A 21,904-nucleotide genomic window follows, 5' to 3' on the forward strand; every position below is an offset into this window, starting at 1 on the left:
GTGCCCGTCCGGATCGACCGGCGAGTATCGGAATGCCCGGCGAGGCCGCTCGAGCCGGGATCACGCTGCCCCGGGCGGTATTCGAGTGCCGGACCGCATCGGGCCTGGTGCAGACGCATCAGATCGACTGCCGGTAGCCGTAATATTCATGATCCTCGTTGTATCCGCCGTGCCCGCCGCCCACATCGGAGAAGTGGTGGACGAACTCGATCGACGCGACCCATTTCACGTGTTTGAAACCGTGCTGCAGTTCGTTGCGCAGGCGCAGCGGTGCCCCGTGCCCGTAGGTGAGAGGTGCGTCGTTCATATCGTAGGCAAGCATCGAAAGATGGTGGCTCATCTGCTCGATCGCATGGGCGTCGTAGTAGGTTCCGCCGTCGGACCCCTCGGCGAGGGAATAGAAGACCACCCATTTCGCCTCGGGCAGTGGCCGCACGAGGTCGAGGATCGTCTGCATCGACACCCCGCCCCATTTCGCGACCCCCGACCAGCCCTGGATACAGAAGTGCTGGGTCGTCTGCTCGTGGTACGGCATGCTGCGCAGATCATCGAGGGACAGTTCGACGGGGTCGGCCACGAGCCCGAAGATCCGCAGCCGGTAGTCACGGAACCCGCTCTCCGACATCTGCTCGTATTCGGCGCTGTCCGGGAAGGTTCCGTTGTGCCACAGGTACGGCGAGATGTCGCTGTCCGTGTAGGCGCCGGGCCGCGCGTCCGTGTACTCGAACAAGCGCTGGAAGGGCCCGATCAACGCGTAGCCGACCCGCTGCACGATCCGCGGATGACGGAAGGTGAACGGGGTCGCGGCAACCCAGGCGACTACTACGACAATCAACGCGAGGGAGAAGACACCGAAGCCGATCCAGCTGTCGTCGTCCCGGGCGGCGAACATGTGATCGAGGTTCCGCAGGAATTCGGTGGTCACCACGAAGGTCACATGGATCAGGATGAACTGCAGGAACCACAGCATCACCAGGAAATGGATCGAACGCGCCAGCTGGATGTTCAGCGGTTTGCTGATCCAGGAGAACCGCGTCGACAGGGCCGGTGACATACCCAGGCCCGAGAGGATCGCGAGGGGCGCGGCGACGAAGACGGTCACGAAGTAGGTCAGCAGTTGCAGGCTGTTGTAGGCCACCCAGCCGTTCGTGGTGGGCCAGTCCAACGACAGATACCGGATCAGCACCGTAATCGCGTTGGGAAACACATCCCAGCTGGTGGGGACGATATGGCGCCACTGGCCCGTGCTGAAGAGCAGGACGTAGAAAACCGCACCGTTGACCAGCCACAGCACATCGGCACCGAGGTGCCACCAGCGTGCGAGACCGATCGAGTGCCGGATGCCGGGCAGCCCCACCTGACGAGGAAGGCCGACGGAATCTTGCTTCGCGGTCCACAGCGGGTCGGACGGCACCCGATGCTGGACGCGCAGCCATTCCTTGCCCGGAGTGCAGTCCCGACGGAAGTACAGGCGCGGATGATCGACGAAGATCTGAATCCCCGACCTGAAGATGAACATCATCAAGAACAGGTTGAAGAAGTGCTGCCAGCCCACCCAGGCCGGGATACCCGGGTGCGCCTCGACTTCGGGCGACACATGCGTGCCCGGATGCCGGGCCATGAACTCCTGGATCGCAGGCATGTCGTGCAGGCCCTTTGCGACCGCCACCGCCGTGATCAGGAGCACGAAGCCGATCGGCAGCAACCACAGGACGTTGAACCATCTGTCCCGGCCGACACGTAGGCGCGGTGCGATCCCACCCCTATGCGGAATGCGGCCGGCCCAGGTGCCGGGGTCGAGGATATCGTCGCCCGGCTGGAGCCGCGGGCGATGGTCGGACAGTAGCCGGCTACCTGCCCCGGGGTTGTCCGGTCCGGAACCGGTGGGCCGATCAGGGGCAGGGCGATCGACGTTCCCCATGCCGTCGACGTTACGCGCATCGCGGCTTGCTCGCCGGAGGCGAAAGTCCTCACCCGGCAACCGGTTCGCTATCTGCTGCCCCAGCGCCGCCTTGTCCGGTATGCGCGCTCCGGCCGGAGCGGATGTGCGCCCGCCGGAGCCACCGGCCCAGGTCTCGCGCACCGGTTCACGGCGCGCGCAACCGGTGGACGGCGGCGGTGATGGCGGCGGTCGCGCTCTCGGCGGCGAATTCCGGGGTGCCCTCGGCATCGAGGAGTACTGCCTGGGTGAACAGCGGGCTGAGATGTGCGGCAACTGTCCGCCGGAGCCGGTCCGGAGGTGCGCCGGGGCCGCCGGCCGCGTGCCACAGGGTGGCCGTGGTGGTGGCGAACAGGGAATGCAGGGCATGCAGGTGGTCGCGGTAGGCGGCGGCGAGGCGAGGCGGTAGGCGGCGGGCGCGCAGATGCCAGATGACCAGGCCCGCTTCGGCCGCGCGGCGGTGCACGCGGTGGGCGAGATCGTCGAGCCAGCGTTCCCAGTCGGTTCCGTCGTAGGCCGGTATCGCGTCGAAGTAGGCGGCGAAGTTCGCCGCGATGGCGGCTCGGATCAGATCGTCGCGGGTGGCGAAATGGCGGAAAACCGTGCGGCGGCCGACCTGCGCGAGGTCGGCGATTTCCTCGACGGTGACATCGAGACCGTGTTCGCGCATGGCGTGCCGGGCGGCGCCGAGGATGGCGTCGGTGGTGACCCGCACCCGTCGTACCCGTACCGGATCGGCCGGTTCGATGGTCCCGGTCACATCCCTCACCTCTCCCTTGACACGTATGAGTGCCTCTTCGACACTTGAGAGTGTCAAATGACACTCTAGGGTGCCGTCGGAAAAAGCCCGAGGTGAGCACGATGTCAGTTGATATTTCCGAGTCCGATGTCCGGGAATCCCGGCTCGAACGCCGCATCGCGCGCCTGTACGCCACCGATGCACAGTTCTGCGCTGCCCGGCCCGACCCACGTGTCACCGCGAGAACCGAAGATCTGGCTCTCGGGACCGCCGCCGTCGCACACACTGTGATGACGGCCTACGCGACACGGCCGGCGCTCGGGCAGCGCGGGGTCCGATTCGTCACCGACGAACAGACCGGCCGCACCTCGATGCAGGTGCAGCCAGAATTCACGACGATCACCTACCGCGAGTTGTGGAATCGTGCCGAAGCCCTCGCGGCATCCTTGACCGGCACTGTCCTGAACTCCGGCGACCGGGCCTGCATCCTGGGGTTCACCAGCATCGACTACACCACGATCGATCTGGCGCTGACCCGGTTGGCCGCCGTGGCGGTACCGCTGCAGACCAGCGCCACGGCCGCCCAGCTGCGGCCGATCGTCGCCGAAACCGAACCGGCGCTGATCGCGGCGAGTATCGACCGGCTCGCCGATGCTGTGGAACTCGCGCTCACCGGTCACCCGCCCAAGCGACTGCTGGTATTCGATTACCATTCACGCGCCGACGACCAGCGTGCGGCGTTCGAGGCCGCGACCGGGAAATTGGCGGCGGCGGGCAGCGCGGTGATCGTCGAATCCTTGGCCCACGTGATCAACCACGGGGACACGCAACCACCGCTGCCCGCCCCTCCCGGCAACGACCCGGACCGGCCGGCATTGCTGATCTACACCTCCGGCAGCACCGGCGCCCCCAAAGGTGCCGTGATCACCGACCGGCTGCAGGCCGACTACTGGCGGGCATCCACCGCCGAACGATGGGGCCAGCGCGTCACGGAACCGGCGATCGTGCTCAGTTTCATGCCGATGAGCCACATCATGGGGCGGGCCATCCTTTTCATGACACTCGGCCGGGGCGGCACCGTGTTTTTCACCGCCAAGAGTGACCTGTCGACTTTGCTGGAGGACCTGGCCCTGGTCCGGCCCACCCAGCTGACCTTCGTACCCAGAATCTGGGAACTGCTGTACCAGCGGTTCCGCAGCGAAACCCAGCGCCGGCTCACCTCCGGCGCAGACCGGGCCGCGGTCGAGGAACAGGTGCGGTCCGAGCTGCGCGGGCCGCTGCTCGGGGGGCGTTTCCTGGCAGCGGTCACCGGTTCCGCACCGATTTCGGCAGAGTTGCGGGACTGGGTCGAAGATCTGCTCGACCTGCATCTGGTGGACGGGTACGGCGCCACCGAAACCGGCATTATCACCGTGGACGGCCGAGTGCGCCGCCCGCCCGTAACCGGCTACCGGCTCGTCGACGTCCCGGAACTCGGTTATTTCCACACCGACCGGCCGTACCCGCGCGGCGAGCTGGTGGTCGCCTCCGAGACCTTGATCCCCGGTTACTACCGCCGGCCGGATATCACCGCCGAGGTCTTCGACCCCGATGGTAGCTATCGCACCGGCGATATCGTCGCCGAGACCGGCCCGGACCACCTCGTCTACATCGACCGCCGCAGCTTTGTCCTGAAACTGTCCCAGGGCGAATTCGTCACGGTGTCGAAACTCGAGGCGGCGTTTACCGAAAGCCCGCTCGTGCACCAGATCTACGTGTACGGCAACAGCCTTCGCTCGTACCTGCTGGCAGTGGTGGTTCCCACCGAAGCGGCCGTCACCGGAACCGGCGGCGACGCTACAGCGCTGAAACGCCGCATCGGTGCATCGCTGCGGCAGGTCGCGAAATCAGCGGGACTGCAATCGTATGAGATCCCCCGCGACTTCCTGGTCGAAACAACGTCGTTCACGGCCGAGAACGGGCTGCTCACCGGTATTCGCAAATTGGCCCGGCCGAAGCTCGAACAGTATTACGGCCCCCGGCTCGAACAGCTTTACACGGAGCTGTCGGAAGGCGAGGCCGATGAACTACGGGCACTGCGCCGGGACGGCGCACACCACCCGGTACTGGAAACGGTCGGCCGCGCAGCGAGTGCCCTGCTCGGCACCAGCGCCGCGGACCAGCGGCCGGACGTGCATTTCACCGATCTCGGCGGTGATTCGCTTTCGGCACTGACCTTCGCGAACCTGCTGGGCGAGATCTTCGCCGTGGAGGTGCCGGTCGGCGTCATCGTCGGCCCGGCCACCGATCTGCGCGCCCTCGCCGAATACATCGAGACGCGGCAGCGCGGCACGACCCGCCCGTCCTTCGCCACCGTGCACGACGCGGCGAGCGCCGAGATATCGGCCGCCGACCTGACACTGGACAAGTTCCTCGATCCACGAACCCTGGCAGCCGCACCACACCTGCCCGAGCCGGGCAGAGATATCCGCACCGTCCTACTGACCGGCGCGACCGGTTTCCTGGGCCGATACCTCACCCTGGAATGGCTGGAGCGGATGGCCGCGGCCGGCGGCACCCTGATCTGCCTGGTCCGCGCCGACAACGATGCGGCGGCCCGCGAGCGGCTGGACCGCACCTTCGCCGGCGGCGACCCCCGACTGCTCGCCCGATATCGAGCGCCGGCCGCACGGCATCTCCGAGTGCTCGCCGGAGACAAGGCGGAGGCGGACCTGGGACTGGATCGCCCGGTCTGGCAGGACCTGGCCGATACCGTCGATCTGATCGTCGACCCCGCAGCGCTGGTCAACCACGTCCTGCCCTACAGCCAGCTGTTCGGGCCCAACGTGGCGGGCACCGCCGAACTGATCCGGCTCGCACTCACCACGAAACAGAAGCCCTACACGTATGTCTCGACCATCGGGGTCGGCGATCAGATCGCCCCGGCTGCATTCACCGAAGACGCCGATATCCGGGAAATCAGCCCGGTGCGCCGGCTCGGCGACGGCTACGCCAACGGGTACGGAAACAGCAAATGGGCGGGCGAGGTGCTGTTACGCGAGGCCAACGACCTTGCCGGACTCCCGGTTTCGGTATTCCGCTGCGATATGATCCTGGCCGATACCGAGTACTCCGGGCAGCTCAACCTCCCCGATATGTTCACCCGGTTGATTCTCAGCCTGATCGCCACCGGGATGGCACCCGGCTCTTTCTACCGGCTCGACACCGACGACCGGCCCCAGCGCGCGCACTACGACGGGCTACCGGTCGGTTTCATCGCCACCGCGATCGCCACACTGGGCGCGCAGGCGGGTGGCGGGTTCCGGACCTACCACGTCATGAACCCGTACGACGACGGCATCTCCCTGGACACCTACGTCGACTGGCTGAACGACGCCGGTGACCATATCGAACGTATCCCGGACTACGACACCTGGTTACGGCGCTTCGAAACCGCCGTCCGCGCCCTGCCGGAGCGGCAGCGCCGGCACTCACTGCTCCCGCTCCTGCACAGCTACCGGCAGCCGCAGACGCCGATCCGGGGGGCGATCGCACCCACCGAACGGTTCCGCACCGCGGTCCGGAACGCGAAAATCGGTTCGGACGAAGATATTCCACACGTGACCCGGGAGGTTATCGTCAAATACCCCAGCGACCTCCATCTGCTGGGCCTGCTGTAGGGCTCCGGCCTGCATCACCGCGGCACCGCTCTGCCTCCGATGCCGAGAACCACGCCCTGGCCGCCGGAAGCACGGCCCATCGCGGTCGCCGTCGAGGGCGGGCGGCGGGCCTTGCGACAGGAGCACCGCCTGCCCGTTGTGCACTCGGATGGTCGGCGCGGCCCGCAGAAGCGCGGTCAGAAGTTGGGGCGGTTCTGCACCCACCGGAACGGCGCGCTTCGCTGCGGGAAGCTGTCCGGGTCGATCCGGTCGAGTGTGACGTCGACCCGGTGGCCGTCCAGTTCGCCGGTCAGTACGGCAATATCCGGGGCCGGTTGCCGGAAGGTGAGCGTGCCCGAGGGATGCCGAGCGTTCTCCGCTTTCATCATCGGCCTGGGTCGCGGCGCCCCCTCGATCAGCCGGATCAGGTGTGCCGCGGGGTCCACGTCGGTGGGGACTGTCACCAGAGTGTCGTCCATCAGCTGAAAAGTGACGGTATCCGGATAGTCGAACACTACTGTCTTCCATCGGGTTTCGTCAGTTGTCAGCGGTGGCACCGGCAATCCGTCGCGGGTGTACTCCGACACCGACCAGATGCCGTACAGCGCAGGCTTGGGGCGGTCGGGCCCGCTGGAACTCCAGGCATGCAAACCACCTTGCACGAGCGCCACCACAATCCAGATACCGAGCGCGACCTGCATCAACGCCGCGATACGGCGAGATCTCCTGGTGTGAAACGGATACGGCACGGCGGATGGGCCGGAGGCGCGGTTGAGCAGCAGCACCCGCACCAGCCGCCGTGCCTCGGGCGCCAGTAGCAGCAACGACATGAGCAGAAGATGGATGGACGAGATCTTCTCCGGCACATCGAAGGTCATGTTCAGGACGACGATCTGCAGGGTGTCGATCAGGGCAAGCAACGCGCCGAGGAGCGCCGTCCGGGGTATCAACAGCAGGATCGCCGCCGTGACTTCTGCCGTGCCGAGCAGCATTTCGTACGGTCTCGACACACCGACCTGCGACCACAGCACCGCCATCGGCGTGAAATCGCCGTACTCGGTCAGGAGTGTGGTCAGGGACGGCTCGGGCATCTGCGTCGGAATCACCTTGGCGAAGCCGAAACTCAGCAATTGACCGGCCAGCAGTACCCGGATGACGAGAAGATACCAGCCGGCGAGTGTCAGATATTGCGTACACTGCCGGTCCCATACCGACCACACCGCTGTGCCCGCCACAGACACGACCAGGATGCAGAACAACAGCACCCAGAAGATCGCCTGGTCACCGACTCCGGTCGGATACAGCTGTACGGGGGTACCGAATATTTCCCGGCCCACCCAGTTCAGCACCGGTTGCAGTTTCCGGATATGCCAGAACTGTGCGTCGTAGCCCAACTGCCGGCCGAGCGGGCCACTCAGGTCGAACATGATCGGCGGAGTCAATACACAGAACAAGCCGAAGTACAGAAAACAGAACCGGAACGCGATACGGGTGAATGGATTCCACCGCGCCTGTCGCGCAGACTCCGATCGTTCGGTCGCGATGGTTGCGACTGTCGTCACTGCTGCATCCCCTGACCGTGTGCCGGGTCGGGATACATGGCGAAGCAGCCGTACTCGTTCGCCGCGGCGCGCAGCGTTGCGACCAGGTCGGGTGCGAGGTCGGCCACGCCGGGACACTCCTCGGCGAACACTGTGCCGCCGTTCGGCAGGCCACCACCGTCCGGGACGGCCCGACTGCCGCGGTGACCGCGCGAGACATCTCCGACCGGGCGAACCGGCGACCGTACCGACCGATAAACCAGGGTGCCGGTGAGCGCGGCGGGGGGAACCAGCAGGCCGGTCGCCGCCGCCCCGCGGGTCACCGTTGGTCCAGTTCTTCGACGCATGCCGCCAGTCAAGGCACAGCGGTGTTGCCGGACCGTACGCGATTTTCGATATGCCGGCGAAATATTGCAGCTCGTAACATCGAGACCATGCGTGTTCTGGTGGTAGAGGACGAGCCCTACCTGGCAGAAGCCATTCGCGATGGGCTGCGCCTGGAAGCGATCGCGGCCGATACGGCCGGCGACGGCGAGACGGCCATGGAGTTGCTGAGCGTCAACACATACGACATAGCGGTCCTCGACCGCGACATCCCCGGGCCCTCGGGTGACGAGATCGCCGAGCGAATCGTCGCGGCCGGGAGCGGCATGCCGATCCTGATGCTGACCGCTGCCGACCGGCTCGACGACAAGGCCTCCGGTTTCGAGCTCGGCGCCGACGACTACCTCACCAAACCGTTCGCACTCCGTGAACTCGTGCTCAGGCTCCGGGCGCTCGACCGCAGGCGCGCCCACAACCGGCCACCCGTACGGGAGATCGCGGGCCTGCGAGTGGACCCGTTCCGCCGCGAGGTCTACCGCGACGGCCGCTATGTGGCGCTCACCCGCAAGCAGTTCGCCGTGCTCGAAGTTCTCGTCGCCGCCGAAGGTGGTGTCATCAGTGCCGAAGAACTACTGGACCGGGCCTGGGACGAGAACGCCGACCCCTTCACCAACGCCGTGCGCATCACCGTCTCGGCGCTGCGCAAACGACTCGGCGAACCGTGGCTCATCGCCACCGTATCCGGCGTCGGCTACCGCATCGACGTCGGAACGTGAAGGAATCGGCCGTGGACAGGGCGCCGGGGTTGAGCGTTCGCCTCAAACTGACCCTCAGCTACGTCGGGTTCCTCATGCTCGCGGGCGCCTTGCTGCTGGCCGCTGTATGGGTGTTCCTCCTGAGAGGAAGGTCGAACGCCCTCTTCGTTCCCGATCTGTCCGACTTCCGACGCGCCTTCGACCCACGCAGCTTCGGTGCGGCCGTCTTCGTCCCGGCGGCGATCATGATACTGGTGTTCGGTCTCGTGGGCGGGTGGATTCTCGCCGGGCGGATGCTCGCTCCACTCACGCGAATCACCGAGGCCACCCGGACGGCCGCGAGCGGGTCGCTCTCCCAGCGGATCCGGCTGCCGGGCCGCAGCGACGAATTCCGCGAACTCGCCGACAGCTTCGACACCATGCTCGCCCGGCTGGAAGACCATGTAGCCGAACAGCAGCGATTCGCAGCCAACGCCTCCCACGAACTCCGCACGCCGCTGGCGATCACGCAAGCACTTCTCGACGTGGCCCGCAACGACCCGGACGGCCACACCGGTGAGCTCGTCGAACGACTTCATACCGTCAACACCCGAGCGATCGACCTCACCGAGGCGTTACTCCTGCTCGGCCGCGCCGATCAGCGATCCTTCACCCGAGCACACGTCGACCTGTCCCTCCTGGCCGAAGAAGCCGCCGAAACACTTCTCCCCCTCGCCGAAAAACGCGGTATCACCATCGAAACCTCCGGCGACATCACCCCGGCCATCGGCTCACCTGCCCTCCTGCTGCAGTTGACCACGAACCTGGTTCACAACGCGATCGTGCACAACCTGCCCGGCAACGGCACCGTATGGGTCACGACCGGCGCGCACCCCGGCGCGGTGGTGCTCACTGTCGAGAACACCGGCGAGGAACTCTCGCCGGAGTTGGTATCCACGCTGGTGGAACCGTTTCGCCGCGGCACCGAACGCCTCCACGCCGATCACGCAGGCGCCGGGCTCGGCCTGGCAATCGTCCACAGCATCACCCGAGCCCACGACGGAACCCTCGCCCTCGCTCCCCGGCCCTCCGGCGGGCTCCGGTGCACCGTGCAGCTGCCGGTTGCAGCTTGTCACAGGTTGCCGCCGGCGTAGCTGGACGCGGTCTGCAGCAGCGTCACCAGCTGGTTCGCGGATCCGGTGGCACCTCCGGTCCTCGAGTCGGTATCGGTAACCGGTGCCGCTGGGTCAACTGCGCCGGCCGGTGTGTGTACTATCGCCACATGCGTTCCTGACGAGCATCGGTCCCCGCGTGCGCGGCATGCAGCCCCGCGGGTGAAAACTGTCTCTGATCAGGGCGTTGATGTTCGTTTTCTGCTTCCCCACTTCTCGCGCGCGATCATTGCCGCCTCGTCTCCGGTATGCGCTGCCGGTTCCTGCCCGTGGACCTCCTCCAGCGTTCGTGCTCGCCGTCCACGAAACCGGCAGACCCGAACCACTACCGAGGAGACTCGATGATCAACACTCGCCTGGCCGGCAGGACCGTCCTGGTCACCGGCGGTTCCGGCAATATCGGTGCAGCGATCAGCCGCGCGTTCGCCGCCCAAGGGGCACGCGTAGCGATCCACCATCTCGACCAGGATCCGCCGGCCCCGCCCGGCGCCGAATGGGCGCACATCACTCCCGCCGCGGAGGAAGCGGACAAACTCGCGAAGGAACTGGGCAACGACTCCTTCGTCATCAGCGCCGACCTGTCCGAACCGGACGGCGCAACCCGGCTGGTGCATGCGGTCGCCGCCCGCACCGGCACGATCAATGTCCTGGTCAACAACGCCGCCCACTGCGAAACCCCGGACACCGTCGACACGTTGACCCATGCATCGATGGAGCGCCACTACCGGGTAAACGCCGTCGCCCCCGCAGTCCTCACCGCCGAGGCGGCCCGACTCCACCACGGAGACGACCCGCTGAGCATCGTCAACATCACCACCGACGCCGCACGCGCTTTCCCCGGCCAGACCGGCTACGGAACATCCAAGGCGGCGCTGGAAGCAATCACCCGCTCCACGGCACTGGACCTGGCACCGCGCGGAATCCGCGTGAACGCCGTCGCCCCGGGCCCTGTCCAGACCGGCTGGATGGACGAGGACATCCTCGCGCAAGCGAGGAAAATAGTGCCGATGGGCCGGGTGGGCGAACCGGAAGATATCGCCGACGCCGTGGTGTACCTCGCCTCCCACCAGGCCCGCTGGGTCACCGGACAGGTACTACAGGTCGCCGGCGGACACGCTCTCTGACAGCGTCGGCCACCGCCCCCGCCATCGCACCCTGCGCCGCGTCTGTGCCGCCACTGACTCCGCCGACGTCGCCGAGGAACCAGACTCCCGCGGCCGCCGACCGCAACCTGGCCCGCCGGCGCCCACGGCGATATCGAAACCGGCTGGCGACAGCGACCATCAACAGCAGCACGGACACCCCGAGCAGGCCCAGGCTCGCGGTGTGTCCGAAGGTATCTCGTACCGCGAGCCCCAGCAGCGCAGCGGCCCCGGCCATCAGGCCGAGCACGGTACCTCCCCGAATTCACGGCGTATTGCAGTCGATTCTACGGAAAAGGTCGGTCGCCAGGCTGTGCTGTGCGGAGGCTGTGGGATGGCTGGAACATCAACGAATCGGCGGACGGGTGCCGCGGCTGTCAGAAAGATCTCCACCACGGGATCCGGGTTTGGCGCTCGAAGGACGAAAGGGGAAAGGTCCACGTCGAACGGGTTGAAGCGCGGCCAAACGGGATGAAAACGGGACGCGGATTCGATCTGGTCTTTCGGCAGACGCCCGAGTGGGTTCCGGATCGCCGCGAGACAGCCCGAGTTGAACTCTTTCAGCTGCTGCTGAACCCGTTCGACGTCAACACCTTCAACTTGCACGTCGACAATGCTCACACCCATCGTCGACAGCACGTACCGCCAAGTCAGTTGTCTCATCACCAAGGTTTCGAGACACTCGGCTCGCTATGCCGGTGAAAGGCCCGCCCAGAATTCGGTCGCCAGCGCCGCGAACTCGTCGGCGCGTTCGATCTGTGGCATATGCCCGGTATCGCGGAACAGGTGGATGTGGGCGTGCGGAAGGCGCTTCCGAGCAGCGTCGAGGTGCGCAAAGGGCAGAATACGGTCTTTGTCGCCCCAGACGATAAGCGTCGGCACCCCGCTGGCGGCCATAACTTCGAGTAGGGCCGTGCGCCACCCCTCGTGGACACCTCTCGGGCCACCCAGTGCGGTCAGGGTCTCGATGAGAACCCGCGCCCCGTCCGGTCGGCGGGCCAGGCGGTACCCGAGTTGGATCCGTTCGTCGGTCACCATCGTGACGTTGCAGAACAGTGACTTTTCCATGCGCCTCGAGGTCTTCGGACTCCACGTGCGTACCGCCAGGCGGCCCACCGGGGGGATCGACAGGATCCGTAGTGAAAGGGCGACTTCTCGGCCGAATCCGGCTGGGGCGAGGAGGATCAGCGAGCGAACCCGACCGGGGGCCTGCGCGGCCAGCTGCATGGCAACGGCCCCGCCCAGTGAGTTGCCCACCACGTGGGCCGGCTCCGCGATTCCCAAGGCGCCGAGGAAGTCTTCGAGGAACGTCGCCAGCGCGGGCAGGCTGTATCGCTCGCTCAGTGGCTCGGATTCGCCATAGCCGGCCAGATCCACGCTGATGACCCGCAGCCCGCGGTCGGCGAGTAACCGATGCTGTTCGATCCAGTCTTCGAGGCTGCGCGCCGTCCCGTGGATCAGCAACGTGGGGACCCCAGTCCCTTCATCGAGATAGCGAGCCCGCCGGCCGCGCACGGTGATCTCCCGTGTCCCGGTCGCCCGCATGCCTCCGTACGGAACGGAGTCGGGTCCCATCAGACCCGCACCTCTGCACCTCCGACTTCGTTCACAATTACCATTATCCCAGGTAAGGCAAGGGCAACCTTCGGCTGAGCGCAGCTTCGTACGCATCCGGCCGCTGTTCGAAAGTGGACCTCGGGGGTCCCTACCGCTCGGGAGGTTGCGGCGTGCAGGCGAAGAGTTTGTCGAGGTAGTAATCGATGGCGGTCAGCGCGGCATCGGGATCGATGACGTCGAAGTCGAGAAGCGGGGTGAAGCCGGTCAGCGCAAGCAGGAGGTTTGTCTCGATGGCCGGTTCACGATCCGCGGGGATATGGCCATCGGTGATTGCTTGCCTGATCAGGCGTTCGGTCAGTGCTCTGCCGTCGTGTAGTCCGAGGCGGGCCTGTTCGTGTAACTGCGGGTCGTGCAAGGCCTCGAGGGTGTAGGCGGCGCTCATACGGCTGGTGGCGCGGGCGTCCGGGTGGAGAGGGAGCATCTCCATGAGCGTCACTCGCAGTACGTCGCGCGGGTGTGGAGGTGAGCCGAGGCGGTCGAGGTTCCGGGTGACGCGCTGTGAGGTCTGTTCGGAAGCGAACTCCATAGCGAATACGAGCATCGCTGTCCGGGAGCTGAAATAGTGCTGGACCTGCCCGAGGGAGGCGTCCGCCTCGCGGGCGATCTCACGCATCGTCGCTCGGGTCCAACCTTGTTGTTCCACTACCCGCCACAGGGCGCGCGCGATGGTTTCGCGACGTTCTCGGTGATCGACCTGTTTGGGCACGCGACCCCCTTCCATCCGACTCCATACGCCTGACACAATACAGCTGACTTGAAAAAGGGAGTGGTGAGGATGACTGACCGAAGTCCCCGGCCGAGGACGGTTGAAGCACCCATGGCGGACCGTTACCAGTCGAGTACAGGGATTTACGCTGCACCGTATCCCCTGCTCCTACTGGGTGAGCACCGGCGATTCGAGTTGGAGAGTGCGCGATGAGCGCATTCGCCGCACCCGAGCTGGAGGCAGCATATTTCGGGGCCTACGACGCGGTGATGGCACATTGGCCGGTACCGGTCGAGACGACAGATCTTCCGGGGCGGTACGGAACGACACGGGTCACTTCCGCCGGCCCGTCCGCAGCACAGTCGCTGGTCCTGCTCCACGGATACAGTGGCACATCCGGGATGTGGTATCCGGTTGTCGGTTCACTGGCCGAGGAGCATCGTGTGCGGGCCGTGGACATCATGGGTGAGCCGGGCCGCAGTCGACACACCGGCGCAGCCTTGACCAGCATGGACGATCTCGTGGACTGGCTGGCGGAAACGTTCGACCTGCTCGGGCTATCCAGGGCCGACCTGTGCGGCCAGTCCCTGGGCGGTCACCTCGCGCTCCGGTTCACGCTCGCCCATCCCGAACGGGTGCGACGGCTGGTCCTGCTCGATCCGCCCCTGGTCTTCGCCGGACTCAGTCCCGAATTCGAGGAGCTGGGCCGGAACCGCGACCCACACCCGACATTCGAGAACGCCCGCGCGGCGCTGGCACCGGGCACGCCCGGCAGCGGGCCGGCACACCTGGAGGCCTACTTCGACCTGCTCGCTCACGGAGCCGCGCACTTCCCGGCCTCGCCGATCGTCTATCCCCACCTGCCGGACGGGCTGACCCGCCTGCCGGTCTCGACCCTCGTCGCACTGGCCGGGGCGAGCGAGGTGCACGATTCGGAGGCGGCCGCGGAGGTCGCGCGGCGCGCCGGGGCCCACACGGTGATCCTCCCTGGTGCCGGACACAGCCTCCTGGCCGACATCGAACCCGTCCGCAGCCTCGTCCTCGAACACCTCCGGCGAACGGATTCGCCGGCCTGACGCCGCATCAGCGAATTTCGAGAAGGCCCCTTGCCGTGGACGTACTCTCACGCTCATTCCGACCGGCTCGCCACGGCCGATGTTGTCCGAGCCGGCTGGGCTGGACACCGCGGGGCGGCTCTGCGATCGACCGGTCCTCGATCGCCACGACAAGCGATCAGGGGTCACGAACGCGGCTTCGCCTGCTTGAACAGCTCGTAGACGGCGAGGTAGTTCCGTCCGCCGTAACCTTCCGCGATGGCGTGTTCGGCTATCTCTTTCATCAGCCGCGGCGAGCCGGAGTGGACGCCCTGCTCTTCGCTGGTGCGGGTGATGTGTTCCAGCGCATTCAGATTCATTTCCAGAGTGCCCAGGGCGCCCGGGTAGTCGCCGGCGTCCAGGGCCGGCGCCAGCTCGGCCAGTGACGCGTAGTCGACCACGCTCGGCATGAACCAGCCGAGAGCCAATTCGGCGAACTTCTCCGCCGGCACATTCGCGGAATCGAGCAGAGCGGTCGCGTGCAGCCAGCCGTTCATGGTCGCGTACATCATGTCGAGCAAAGCGGTGTTGTACAGCACCGCCAGTCCTACATCGGCTCCGAGGTAGCGCGGGTCTCCCACGCTCGCCAACGTGGCGCGGTGCCGATCGAAAACGCCTTGGTCACCGCTGTACAGAAATACCGCGTCGGGTTGGCCCACCATCGGCGGCGGCACCATGATCGCACCGTCGAGGTAGTCGATCCCGTGCTCGGCGGACCACGTGAGAGCCGCGCGCGCCTCGCTCGGCGTCCCGGAGCTGAGGTTGACAAGGACATGGCCGTCGAGTTCCGCGGTAGCGGGTTCGAAGACCCGATACATGGTCTCGTAGTCGTTCAGGCACACGATCGTGATCGGGCTCGCGGCGACCACCTCGGACACGGTCTGCGCGCGCCCGGCGCCCTGTGCGACCAGGCCGTCGGCTTTGCCCGGGGTGCGGTTCCAGACGGTGAGGGAATGTCCCTGATTCAACAGTGCGTCGGCCAGCGCCAGGCCCATGGGCCCGAGGCCCACGAGGCCGACCTGGTTGTCATGCTGTTCGATTGCGTGCTTCGGTGTCATGCGGGCTACGCTAAACTCTCACATCAATGTGAGAGTCAACTCGAATCCGTATGGGGGTCGGCACATGCGCATAGGAGCCCTGTCTCAGCGAACCGGCGTCAGCGTGCGCCTTCTGCGCTACTACGAGGAGCAAGGCCTATTACGGCCTGTGCGGCGCCCCAGTGGATATCGCGAGTACCGCGAAGACGATGTCCGGACAGTGCAGAACATCCGTACGCTACTGGCGGCCGGACTCAACACCCAGACGATCGCCACGCTGTTGCCCTGCATGATCGACGACGACCAAGGCTTGGCGCCCGCGTGCCCCGAGATGCTTTCCGACCTGCACCGGGAGCAGGAGCGAATCGACAAGGCGGTGGCCGATCTGCTGGCCGCGCGTTCCGTCCTGGACGTCATCGTGGCCGCAACGCCGTCTCCCGCAGCCGCCGAGAGTGTTGCCTGCCACGCGGTCGACGGCACCGCTTCGGCCGGCATCGACGCATCGCTGAACAACGCACTCCCCAGCCCCACCCGCCGACGATGACCACACCAGGTTCGGTGGTCGGTGGCTCGTTCATCAAGTGATCGCTTTTTGAACAGCCGGGCCGAAACGCGCTCCGGCAAACGAAAGCCCCGGTGTGACTCGCAGCGTTTGTGGCGGTGTTCTCGCACCGTCGGGTGGCGCCGATGAGACCGGATATGGGCGGGAATCGCAGGGGTTTGCACTTCCCATCATGCCGACTATCGAGCGGAATTCGCTGATCGAACTCGGTATCGTGAAGCACTCGGTGGTGAGTGCCCAAAAGGAGGAGGGCGTGCATGCCCACGGTGCGACGGTTCTGGATCGAATTCGATCCAGACCACGGATCAGTTCTCTGGTGGACCAGGCCGTACGCCGGTGTGACCGGCTTCGATGAGCGGGATTGCCTGGCGATGGTGGCCGATCTTCTCCCCTCCTACGAGGAGCTGCCACCTGTGCGTCGCATCACGGCCGACATCTCACTGGCCCAGGAGCTTCCGGTGAACCCGCTGGCTCTTGGAGTTCCGGTGTGGCGAGGCGTTTGGTACCCGCCGGTGCACCTGAGGATCGGGCCGACGTGGCACCCCAGTGGCGCCGGCCGAGCGATCACCCCTTCCTACGAGCCGACGACGGCCAGCGAGCTCCTGCACACGAACGGGTCGAACCATTCGGTCGGCGTCGGGTGCCGCGCGATCATGTAGTCGAGAACTTCGCGCATCATGTCCCCGTAGGCCGAATCCGTGGCGACGCATCCGCGTACTATCGGGCAAGTCGCCGCATCTGGTCGGCCAAGCCCGCGAGCGCAGGGTCACCGGCCTTGATCCCTCCGCAGTAGGAGCAGATTGTCCATCAACCGATGCATTCCTGGACACTGTCGGGGTTCATCATCGCTGTTCAACGATGATTCGGGCTCCGGAATGCCCGCAAATACCACTTTGATGAACAGCGGCTGTGGCACTCGGGTGCAGCCGCAGCACCGGTGGCTGCCGGTCCGGCACTCGAGGATGCGAACGGGCCGCTGATTTCGGTCTACTTAGTGCACTCGCTCCAGCACGACTACCGGAATCTGCCGGCCGGCGGCTGCTTCGAACTCGGCGAACTTCGGGACGAGCGCTATCTGTTCGGCCCAGATCAGCGCGCGCTCCGTGCCTTCCGCGAGCCGGGCTACGGCCGGCACTGTTTCCGTGCCCGCCTCGACGGTGACCCTCGGGTTCGCCATGAGATTGCGATACCACGCCGGATGGTGCGGGCTGCCGCCATGGGTGCCGAAGACGGCCCAGTTGTCGCCGACCGGTAGGTAGAACAAGGGGCTGATCCGTGCACGACCGGTCTTGGCCCCGATGTGGTGTACCAGGATGAGCGGCATGCCCTCGCCCGAGCCAGGGACGCGGGGCGGGACGGGTCGGCCTGCAGCGAATTCCGCCTCGCTGCTCCATGCCGCATATCCGGCGTTCGCCCGGACCTCGGCGATGATCCGGGCGTTCCAGCTGTTGATGTCGGGGTTCTCGGCCTCGTAGGCGGCGGTCATGGACGGATCGGACACGGCATCCCTCTTCACTATCCGGAGCATTTGCTCCTCTAAGTTAGCACGAAACGGAGCGCATGCTCCGCATAATGGCCTATGCTGGGCCGCATGGCAGTAGCCGAACCGGAAAGCGTCAGTCGGCGCCGTGCGCCCCGGGCGGATGCGATCCGCAACCGCGCAGCGATCATCGAGGCCGCCTCGACCGTGCTGGCCGAGCAGGGCACCGCGGTCGATGTCCGTGAGATCGCCCGCCGCAGCGGTGTGGGCATGGGCACGCTGTACCGGCATTTTCCGGCGAAGGAAGATCTCGTGCAGACGGTCCTGCGCAGGGACTTCACTGAGTGGGCGGAATCCGCGCGTGCGGCGGCTGCCGACGCCGAGGATCCCTGGGCCGCATTGATCGACTTCTATCAGCAGGCCCTGACCGGCTACGCACACCACCGCGCGATCATGGAGCACTTCGCGTTGACCTTGCCGACGCCCGACCCCGACGGTCTCGGGCAGCTTCGCCTGGTCCTCGCGGAACTGTGCGATCGGGCCACGAGCCTGCTGCGCCCCGGAGTGACCGCTGACGACTTGCTGCTCCTGCTGGTCTCGCTGGGCCACGCTGTCCAGGTCACCGACGAGTGTCGCCCGCACATGTGGCACCGGCTGCTGCGGATCTCCCTCGACGGCCTGCGCGCCGACCACCGCGAACCACTTCCCGCCGATGCCACACCGGACATCGCCCGACCTCAGGCCGGAACCTCCGAGAAAAGCAAGCCGTCGCACCCTGCGCCCAGTGCATGACACCGGAGACAGGCTGATCCCATATCGCACCTCCGAGCCCACAGTCGAATCCCCAGAACTGCACCTCGATTCAGTGGTGTAGATGCAGCGGCGATTCACCGAGATCGGTGATAAATTCAAACCCGGCCCAACTCGGCACTGGGCGCAGCGAGCACGGGGACGACGCCGGCTACCGCATCTGTTCATGAAATCATCGTTTCTTGAACACTCGACTCGAAACGGACTCCGGCGACCGATTGCCCAGGTCGGCCGAAAACGGCAACTGTCCAAAAAACATGTCGTAAAGTCCCGCCCAGGGCCAGATCAATACCGACACTCTCGACACCATCCTCGCGATGCCCATCGACCTCCTCTTCGACTACACCGGCGTCCACGTGATCGGTGAAGCCGCCGCACAATCCGACATCTCCATCGACTTCACGTTCACCGACTCCGGCGGCGACTGGGCCATGTGGATCCGCCACGGCGTCCTCAACGCCCGCCCACCCACGCCGACCACGCCCAGCTGGCCATAGCCGGACCCAAACCCCTACTCGCCGGCCTCATCCTGGAACCGAACCGGGCAGAAGATACCCCGTCCGGATAGCTACTCGGATTCGCCGGACAGCAAGGAGAACTGTCCGGATTTCAAGAGACCGGCAACGGCGTTCACTTTCGTGTCGGGGCAGGCATAGTCCGGATGAACGCGGAGCACCGCCGCAGCGTCGTGTAGCGCGATCATCTGCTGTTCGGCTTCCGCGGCACTACGGCCTCCGTCGGCGATGGGGTGGGTAGCCAGTTCCGGCCGCTGCTGATCTATCCGCCCGGTCGACACAGCATGGGCGATACGCCGCGAACACCGACACCGGGCCTGCTCGTTCGCGTGGCCACAGGTCGAGGTCAAGGAGGCGCGTAGCCGCTTCCTGGCCCGCTCGAGGCGTTTTCGGTAGGTGGCGGGGGTGAGGTCCAGAATCCATGCGGCATCGGCGGATCCGACACCGAACACGTCGTCGAGAACGAACGCGATCCGTTCCTCACGGGTCAGGCACTGCAACATCGCTTGGCTGCATTGGAGGCGGACTTCGGTGGCGAGTAACTCCGCATCGGGTCCCCGGCGGTCAGCTGCCAATCCCTCGGCCAGCGCGTCACCGAAGGCGTCGAGACTGAGCTGCGCCGCCTCCTGTATCGACTGCCTTCGTCGATTGAGCAGGTGGTTGACGCCGATGCGGTAGGCCCAGGTGAGCAGTTTCGCCTCGCCTCGCCACGTGGCGAGGCGGGTGAACGCCCGCAGCAGGATCTCCTGTGTGGCGTCCTCGGCGTCGGCGGGCCGCCCTGTCATCCGAAGCGCCAGCCGGTAGATCGGATCCTGCAGTCTGCGCATCACCTCGGCGGCCGCGACGGCGTCGCCGTCGATGGCTTCGGCCACGAGCGCGACCTCGCTCGGGTCGACTGAGCTGAGGCCGGTTGGCGCGTCGTCGGTCATCAATAGATCGTCTACCTGCGGCGGAGTAGGCGCAATGATGTTCACCGGTTCTGCGTTCCGGTGAGGGCGTGACGCTGTAGCCATTGGGCGATTGCGGTGCCGATCTCGTCGGGGCGGTCCTCGGCGGCGTGATGTCCGGCCCGGCCACAAGCGACGACATCCAGTGCCGCGATGTGGTGTCGGCACCAGTCGGCCACCGCTTCGTCGATGAGCAGCGTGGGGGACCCTTCGAATGTCATCAGCAGCTTCGGCGTGCCGGTGCTGGTCGCCAGCCACCGGTCGTAGGCCTCGATGCGAGCGACGAGCTCGGCGGGATCACCGCCGAGCGGTATCTGGCGCGCCCAGGCGAGGATGGGCCGGCGACTGTCCCGGGTCGGATAGGGCGCGAGGTATGCCTGTAGATCCGCCTCGTCAACGGGCTCGAGGACACCCCCGGTGAAGGCTTGGCGAATGAACAGGTCCTGCTCGAGCACCATCTCCTCGCCGATACCCGGGGTCCGGATGGATTCGGACCGGGTGCGTGCTTGCGGGGAAAGTTCTGCCCATGCCATCGGTTTGATAATGCTTTCGAAGAAGGCCAGTCCGCTCACCCTTTCCGGGTGACGGGCGGCCCAGTCGCAGGCGAGCGCGCCACCCCAGTCGTGGCCGACGAGGACGACACGGTCCAGGTCGAGAGCGTCGAACCAGGCGTCGAGATAGCGGGCGTGGTCGGCGAAGGTGTAGCCGATATCGGGTTTGCCGGATGTGCCCATGCCGACAAGGTCCGGCGCCAGCAGCCTCCCGCCAGCGATGTGGGGCAAGATTTTGCGCCACATATGCGAGGAGCTCGGGTTGCCGTGCAGGAACACGAACGGGTTGCCGGCGCCGATTTCGGTGTAGGACATGTGCGAGTCGAGAACTTCTGCGGTATCCACTCTTTGGCCTTTGTTATCGGGCGATCCGCATCCGCAGGAGGCGATGGCGATCCCTGCAGCGATACCCCGGAGCAGTGCCCGTCGAGATACCGGCCGACCGGGATGGGGTGTGGCCGAGCGAAGGTGCCTGCGCATACTGATCCCCTTCGCGCCCTTTGCGGTGGGCGGGTGTCGATGACTGATACACCTCTCTCGACACCGGAAGTCGACGGCCGTGACACAACCAGATAGTGATCTGCCTCACCTAGCTTGGACAGCATGGGGCGGCTCTGCGTTCGACCGGTCCTCGATCGCCACGACAAGCGATAAGCGGGTCACGAACGCGACCTCGCCTTCTTGACCGTTCGCCTGCCGAGGCCGTTCTTGGGGGCCGGTCAAGATAGCATCGGGGCCGGTACTAGGTCAGGACTGGAGATGCCTCGCAACAGACGTCCGCAGGATCGGGAAGAAAAGCGCGCGGAGATCGTGGTGGCTGCCCGGCGGTTGTTCGTCGAGCAGGGATACGACGCGGCGTCGATGACGCGGATCGCCCGCGACGCCGGAGTGGTGTCGAACACGCTGTACTGGTACTTCCAAGACAAGGACGCGGTATTGATCGCGGTCCTGGATGCGGTCCTGGCCGACTCGATGGCCTCCTATAGCGAAGTGCTGGGCTCGGGGCTGGCTGATCGACTGTTGTGGCTGGTCGAGGAATTGGAGCAACTCGGTCGATTGGTGAGCACGGTGCACACGCGCGCCGAGGAGTCCGCGTCCATCAAGGAATGGCACGAGCAGTTCCATGCACTGGCCGAGGGATTGTTCCGGGCAGAGCTGATCGAGCTCGCCGTGCCCGCTGACGATGTGGATCCGCTGGTCACGATCGGCGTTTTCGTTGTCGAGGGCTTGCTGACGCATCCGACGGACCAGGCTCAGCGGCGCGCGGTGATCGAGACGTTGCTGAACAGCGCTCGCGGTCTTGCCGCGGCCGCCGACTGAGTGCGTGGTCCACGCACGTCCACGAGCCAGGGCGAC

Annotated in this window: 20 protein-coding genes; 9 read left to right on the forward strand and 11 right to left on the reverse strand. The window is 66.0% G+C overall.

Annotated features, from left to right (window positions below; translation table 11 throughout):
- Nucleotides 1-118: 118 nt before the first annotated feature.
- Together NS6_RS06875 and NS6_RS35390 are read right to left on the reverse strand one after the other, a co-directional pair.
- A complete protein-coding gene (locus NS6_RS06875) occupies nucleotides 119-1,921 on the reverse strand; it encodes a molybdopterin-dependent oxidoreductase (RefSeq protein ID WP_084470789.1) in 1,803 nt (600 codons plus the stop codon).
- A 166-nt stretch (nucleotides 1,922-2,087) separates the two neighbouring features.
- A complete protein-coding gene (locus tag NS6_RS35390; protein WP_210747314.1) occupies nucleotides 2,088-2,699 on the reverse strand; it encodes a TetR/AcrR family transcriptional regulator in 612 nt (203 codons plus the stop codon).
- A gap of 101 nt (nucleotides 2,700-2,800) precedes the next feature.
- On the opposite strand from NS6_RS35390, the gene car reads away from it, so the two are divergent.
- Complete coding sequence (gene car / locus NS6_RS06885; protein ID WP_068038273.1) at nucleotides 2,801-6,337, forward strand: carboxylic acid reductase; 3,537 nt, start codon at nucleotides 2,801-2,803, stop codon at nucleotides 6,335-6,337.
- A gap of 176 nt (nucleotides 6,338-6,513) precedes the next feature.
- Here the strand turns inward: car and NS6_RS06890 are convergent, their stop codons facing one another.
- Nucleotides 6,514-7,878, reverse strand: coding sequence for a DoxX family protein (locus tag NS6_RS06890; protein ID WP_157112643.1), 1,365 nt, complete (start codon nucleotides 7,876-7,878; stop codon nucleotides 6,514-6,516).
- Nucleotides 7,875-8,180 carry a hypothetical protein gene (locus tag NS6_RS06895; protein ID WP_068038275.1) on the reverse strand — a complete coding sequence of 102 codons (306 nt, stop codon included), beginning with the start codon at nucleotides 8,178-8,180 and terminating at the stop codon, nucleotides 7,875-7,877. The genes NS6_RS06890 and NS6_RS06895 overlap by 4 nt, the downstream gene beginning before the upstream one ends.
- Before the next feature lie 111 nt (nucleotides 8,181-8,291).
- Here NS6_RS06895 and NS6_RS06900 point away from each other — a divergent pair, with 111 nt between their 5' ends.
- From NS6_RS06900 to NS6_RS06910, 3 genes are all read left to right on the forward strand, one after another.
- Entirely contained in the window at nucleotides 8,292-8,957 is a 666-nt protein-coding gene (locus NS6_RS06900) for a response regulator transcription factor (RefSeq protein WP_068038278.1), read from the forward strand.
- Nucleotides 8,958-8,968: 11 nt separating this feature from the next.
- Nucleotides 8,969-10,069: a sensor histidine kinase gene (locus tag NS6_RS06905; RefSeq protein ID WP_068038446.1), complete on the forward strand. Its 1,101-nt coding sequence runs from the start codon at nucleotides 8,969-8,971 to the stop codon at nucleotides 10,067-10,069.
- Nucleotides 10,070-10,428: 359 nt separating this feature from the next.
- Complete coding sequence (locus NS6_RS06910; protein ID WP_068038281.1) at nucleotides 10,429-11,211, forward strand: SDR family NAD(P)-dependent oxidoreductase; 783 nt, start codon at nucleotides 10,429-10,431, stop codon at nucleotides 11,209-11,211.
- 255 nt (nucleotides 11,212-11,466) lie between these two features.
- Here the strand turns inward: NS6_RS06910 and NS6_RS06920 are convergent, their stop codons facing one another.
- The 3 genes from NS6_RS06920 to NS6_RS06930 all read right to left on the reverse strand — a co-directional run bounded on the left by NS6_RS06920 (nucleotide 11,467) and on the right by NS6_RS06930 (nucleotide 13,552).
- Nucleotides 11,467-11,892, reverse strand: a complete 426-nt coding sequence (locus tag NS6_RS06920) for a hypothetical protein (protein WP_157112644.1) — start codon at nucleotides 11,890-11,892, stop codon at nucleotides 11,467-11,469.
- A 27-nt stretch (nucleotides 11,893-11,919) separates the two neighbouring features.
- Nucleotides 11,920-12,804 carry an alpha/beta fold hydrolase gene (locus NS6_RS06925; RefSeq protein WP_210747315.1) on the reverse strand — a complete coding sequence of 295 codons (885 nt, stop codon included), beginning with the start codon at nucleotides 12,802-12,804 and terminating at the stop codon, nucleotides 11,920-11,922.
- Between the two features lie 130 nt (nucleotides 12,805-12,934).
- Entirely contained in the window at nucleotides 12,935-13,552 is a 618-nt protein-coding gene (locus NS6_RS06930) for a TetR/AcrR family transcriptional regulator (protein WP_068038289.1), read from the reverse strand.
- Between the two features lie 209 nt (nucleotides 13,553-13,761).
- Here NS6_RS06930 and NS6_RS06935 point away from each other — a divergent pair, with 209 nt between their 5' ends.
- On the forward strand, nucleotides 13,762-14,628 hold the full coding sequence (locus NS6_RS06935; RefSeq protein ID WP_068038292.1) for an alpha/beta fold hydrolase: 867 nt from the start codon (nucleotides 13,762-13,764) through the stop codon (nucleotides 14,626-14,628).
- Nucleotides 14,629-14,792: 164 nt separating this feature from the next.
- Here the strand turns inward: NS6_RS06935 and NS6_RS06940 are convergent, their stop codons facing one another.
- Nucleotides 14,793-15,704 carry an NAD(P)-dependent oxidoreductase gene (locus tag NS6_RS06940; RefSeq protein ID WP_068038294.1) on the reverse strand — a complete coding sequence of 304 codons (912 nt, stop codon included), beginning with the start codon at nucleotides 15,702-15,704 and terminating at the stop codon, nucleotides 14,793-14,795.
- 64 nt (nucleotides 15,705-15,768) lie between these two features.
- Here NS6_RS06940 and NS6_RS06945 point away from each other — a divergent pair, with 64 nt between their 5' ends.
- Nucleotides 15,769-16,227 carry a MerR family transcriptional regulator gene (locus tag NS6_RS06945; protein ID WP_068038297.1) on the forward strand — a complete coding sequence of 153 codons (459 nt, stop codon included), beginning with the start codon at nucleotides 15,769-15,771 and terminating at the stop codon, nucleotides 16,225-16,227.
- A 1,009-nt stretch (nucleotides 16,228-17,236) separates the two neighbouring features.
- Here NS6_RS06945 and NS6_RS06955 read toward each other — a convergent pair.
- Nucleotides 17,237-17,746 (reverse strand): nitroreductase/quinone reductase family protein, encoded by a 510-nt coding sequence (locus tag NS6_RS06955; RefSeq protein ID WP_245669168.1) that lies wholly within the window; start codon nucleotides 17,744-17,746, stop codon nucleotides 17,237-17,239.
- Between the two features lie 90 nt (nucleotides 17,747-17,836).
- On the opposite strand from NS6_RS06955, the gene NS6_RS06960 reads away from it, so the two are divergent.
- Together NS6_RS06960 and NS6_RS06965 are read left to right on the forward strand one after the other, a co-directional pair.
- A complete protein-coding gene (locus tag NS6_RS06960; RefSeq protein WP_084470804.1) occupies nucleotides 17,837-18,517 on the forward strand; it encodes a TetR/AcrR family transcriptional regulator in 681 nt (226 codons plus the stop codon).
- 335 nt (nucleotides 18,518-18,852) lie between these two features.
- On the forward strand, nucleotides 18,853-19,032 hold the full coding sequence (locus tag NS6_RS06965) for an alkyl sulfatase C-terminal domain-containing protein (protein ID WP_068038306.1): 180 nt from the start codon (nucleotides 18,853-18,855) through the stop codon (nucleotides 19,030-19,032).
- A gap of 71 nt (nucleotides 19,033-19,103) precedes the next feature.
- Here NS6_RS06965 and NS6_RS06970 read toward each other — a convergent pair whose 3' ends face one another.
- Together NS6_RS06970 and NS6_RS06975 are read right to left on the reverse strand one after the other, a co-directional pair.
- Nucleotides 19,104-19,979 (reverse strand): RNA polymerase sigma factor, encoded by an 876-nt coding sequence (locus tag NS6_RS06970; protein ID WP_068038452.1) that lies wholly within the window; start codon nucleotides 19,977-19,979, stop codon nucleotides 19,104-19,106.
- 41 nt (nucleotides 19,980-20,020) lie between these two features.
- A complete protein-coding gene (locus NS6_RS06975) occupies nucleotides 20,021-20,893 on the reverse strand; it encodes a haloalkane dehalogenase (protein WP_218024250.1) in 873 nt (290 codons plus the stop codon).
- Nucleotides 20,894-21,307: 414 nt separating this feature from the next.
- Between NS6_RS06975 and NS6_RS06980 the strand changes: the two genes are divergently transcribed.
- On the forward strand, nucleotides 21,308-21,868 hold the full coding sequence (locus NS6_RS06980) for a TetR/AcrR family transcriptional regulator (protein WP_068038309.1): 561 nt from the start codon (nucleotides 21,308-21,310) through the stop codon (nucleotides 21,866-21,868).
- Nucleotides 21,869-21,904 lie beyond the last annotated feature (36 nt).

Source organism: Nocardia speluncae NBRC 108251 (assembly GCF_001613245.1).
Classification (GTDB): Bacteria; Actinomycetota; Actinomycetes; order Mycobacteriales; family Mycobacteriaceae; genus Nocardia; species Nocardia speluncae.

Excerpts from the sequence above, each read along its gene's own strand:
- car (WP_068038273.1), top strand. The coding sequence starts at position 2,801 with ATGTCAGTTGATATTTCCGAGTCCGATGTCCGGGAATCCCGGCTCGAA.
- NS6_RS06945 (WP_068038297.1), top strand. The coding sequence starts at position 15,769 with ATGCGCATAGGAGCCCTGTCTCAGCGAACCGGCGTCAGCGTGCGCCTT.
- NS6_RS06875 (WP_084470789.1), bottom strand. The coding sequence starts at position 1,921 with ATGGGGAACGTCGATCGCCCTGCCCCTGATCGGCCCACCGGTTCCGGA.
- NS6_RS06960 (WP_084470804.1), top strand. The coding sequence starts at position 17,837 with ATGGCAGTAGCCGAACCGGAAAGCGTCAGTCGGCGCCGTGCGCCCCGG.
- NS6_RS06920 (WP_157112644.1), bottom strand. The coding sequence starts at position 11,892 with ATGAGACAACTGACTTGGCGGTACGTGCTGTCGACGATGGGTGTGAGC.
- NS6_RS06935 (WP_068038292.1), top strand. The coding sequence starts at position 13,762 with ATGAGCGCATTCGCCGCACCCGAGCTGGAGGCAGCATATTTCGGGGCC.
- NS6_RS06970 (WP_068038452.1), bottom strand. The coding sequence starts at position 19,979 with ATGACCGACGACGCGCCAACCGGCCTCAGCTCAGTCGACCCGAGCGAG.
- NS6_RS06965 (WP_068038306.1), top strand. The coding sequence starts at position 18,853 with ATGCCCATCGACCTCCTCTTCGACTACACCGGCGTCCACGTGATCGGT.
- NS6_RS06940 (WP_068038294.1), bottom strand. The coding sequence starts at position 15,704 with ATGACACCGAAGCACGCAATCGAACAGCATGACAACCAGGTCGGCCTC.
- NS6_RS06900 (WP_068038278.1), top strand. The coding sequence starts at position 8,292 with ATGCGTGTTCTGGTGGTAGAGGACGAGCCCTACCTGGCAGAAGCCATT.
- NS6_RS06925 (WP_210747315.1), bottom strand. The coding sequence starts at position 12,804 with ATGGGACCCGACTCCGTTCCGTACGGAGGCATGCGGGCGACCGGGACA.
- NS6_RS06910 (WP_068038281.1), top strand. The coding sequence starts at position 10,429 with ATGATCAACACTCGCCTGGCCGGCAGGACCGTCCTGGTCACCGGCGGT.
- NS6_RS06980 (WP_068038309.1), top strand. The coding sequence starts at position 21,308 with ATGCCTCGCAACAGACGTCCGCAGGATCGGGAAGAAAAGCGCGCGGAG.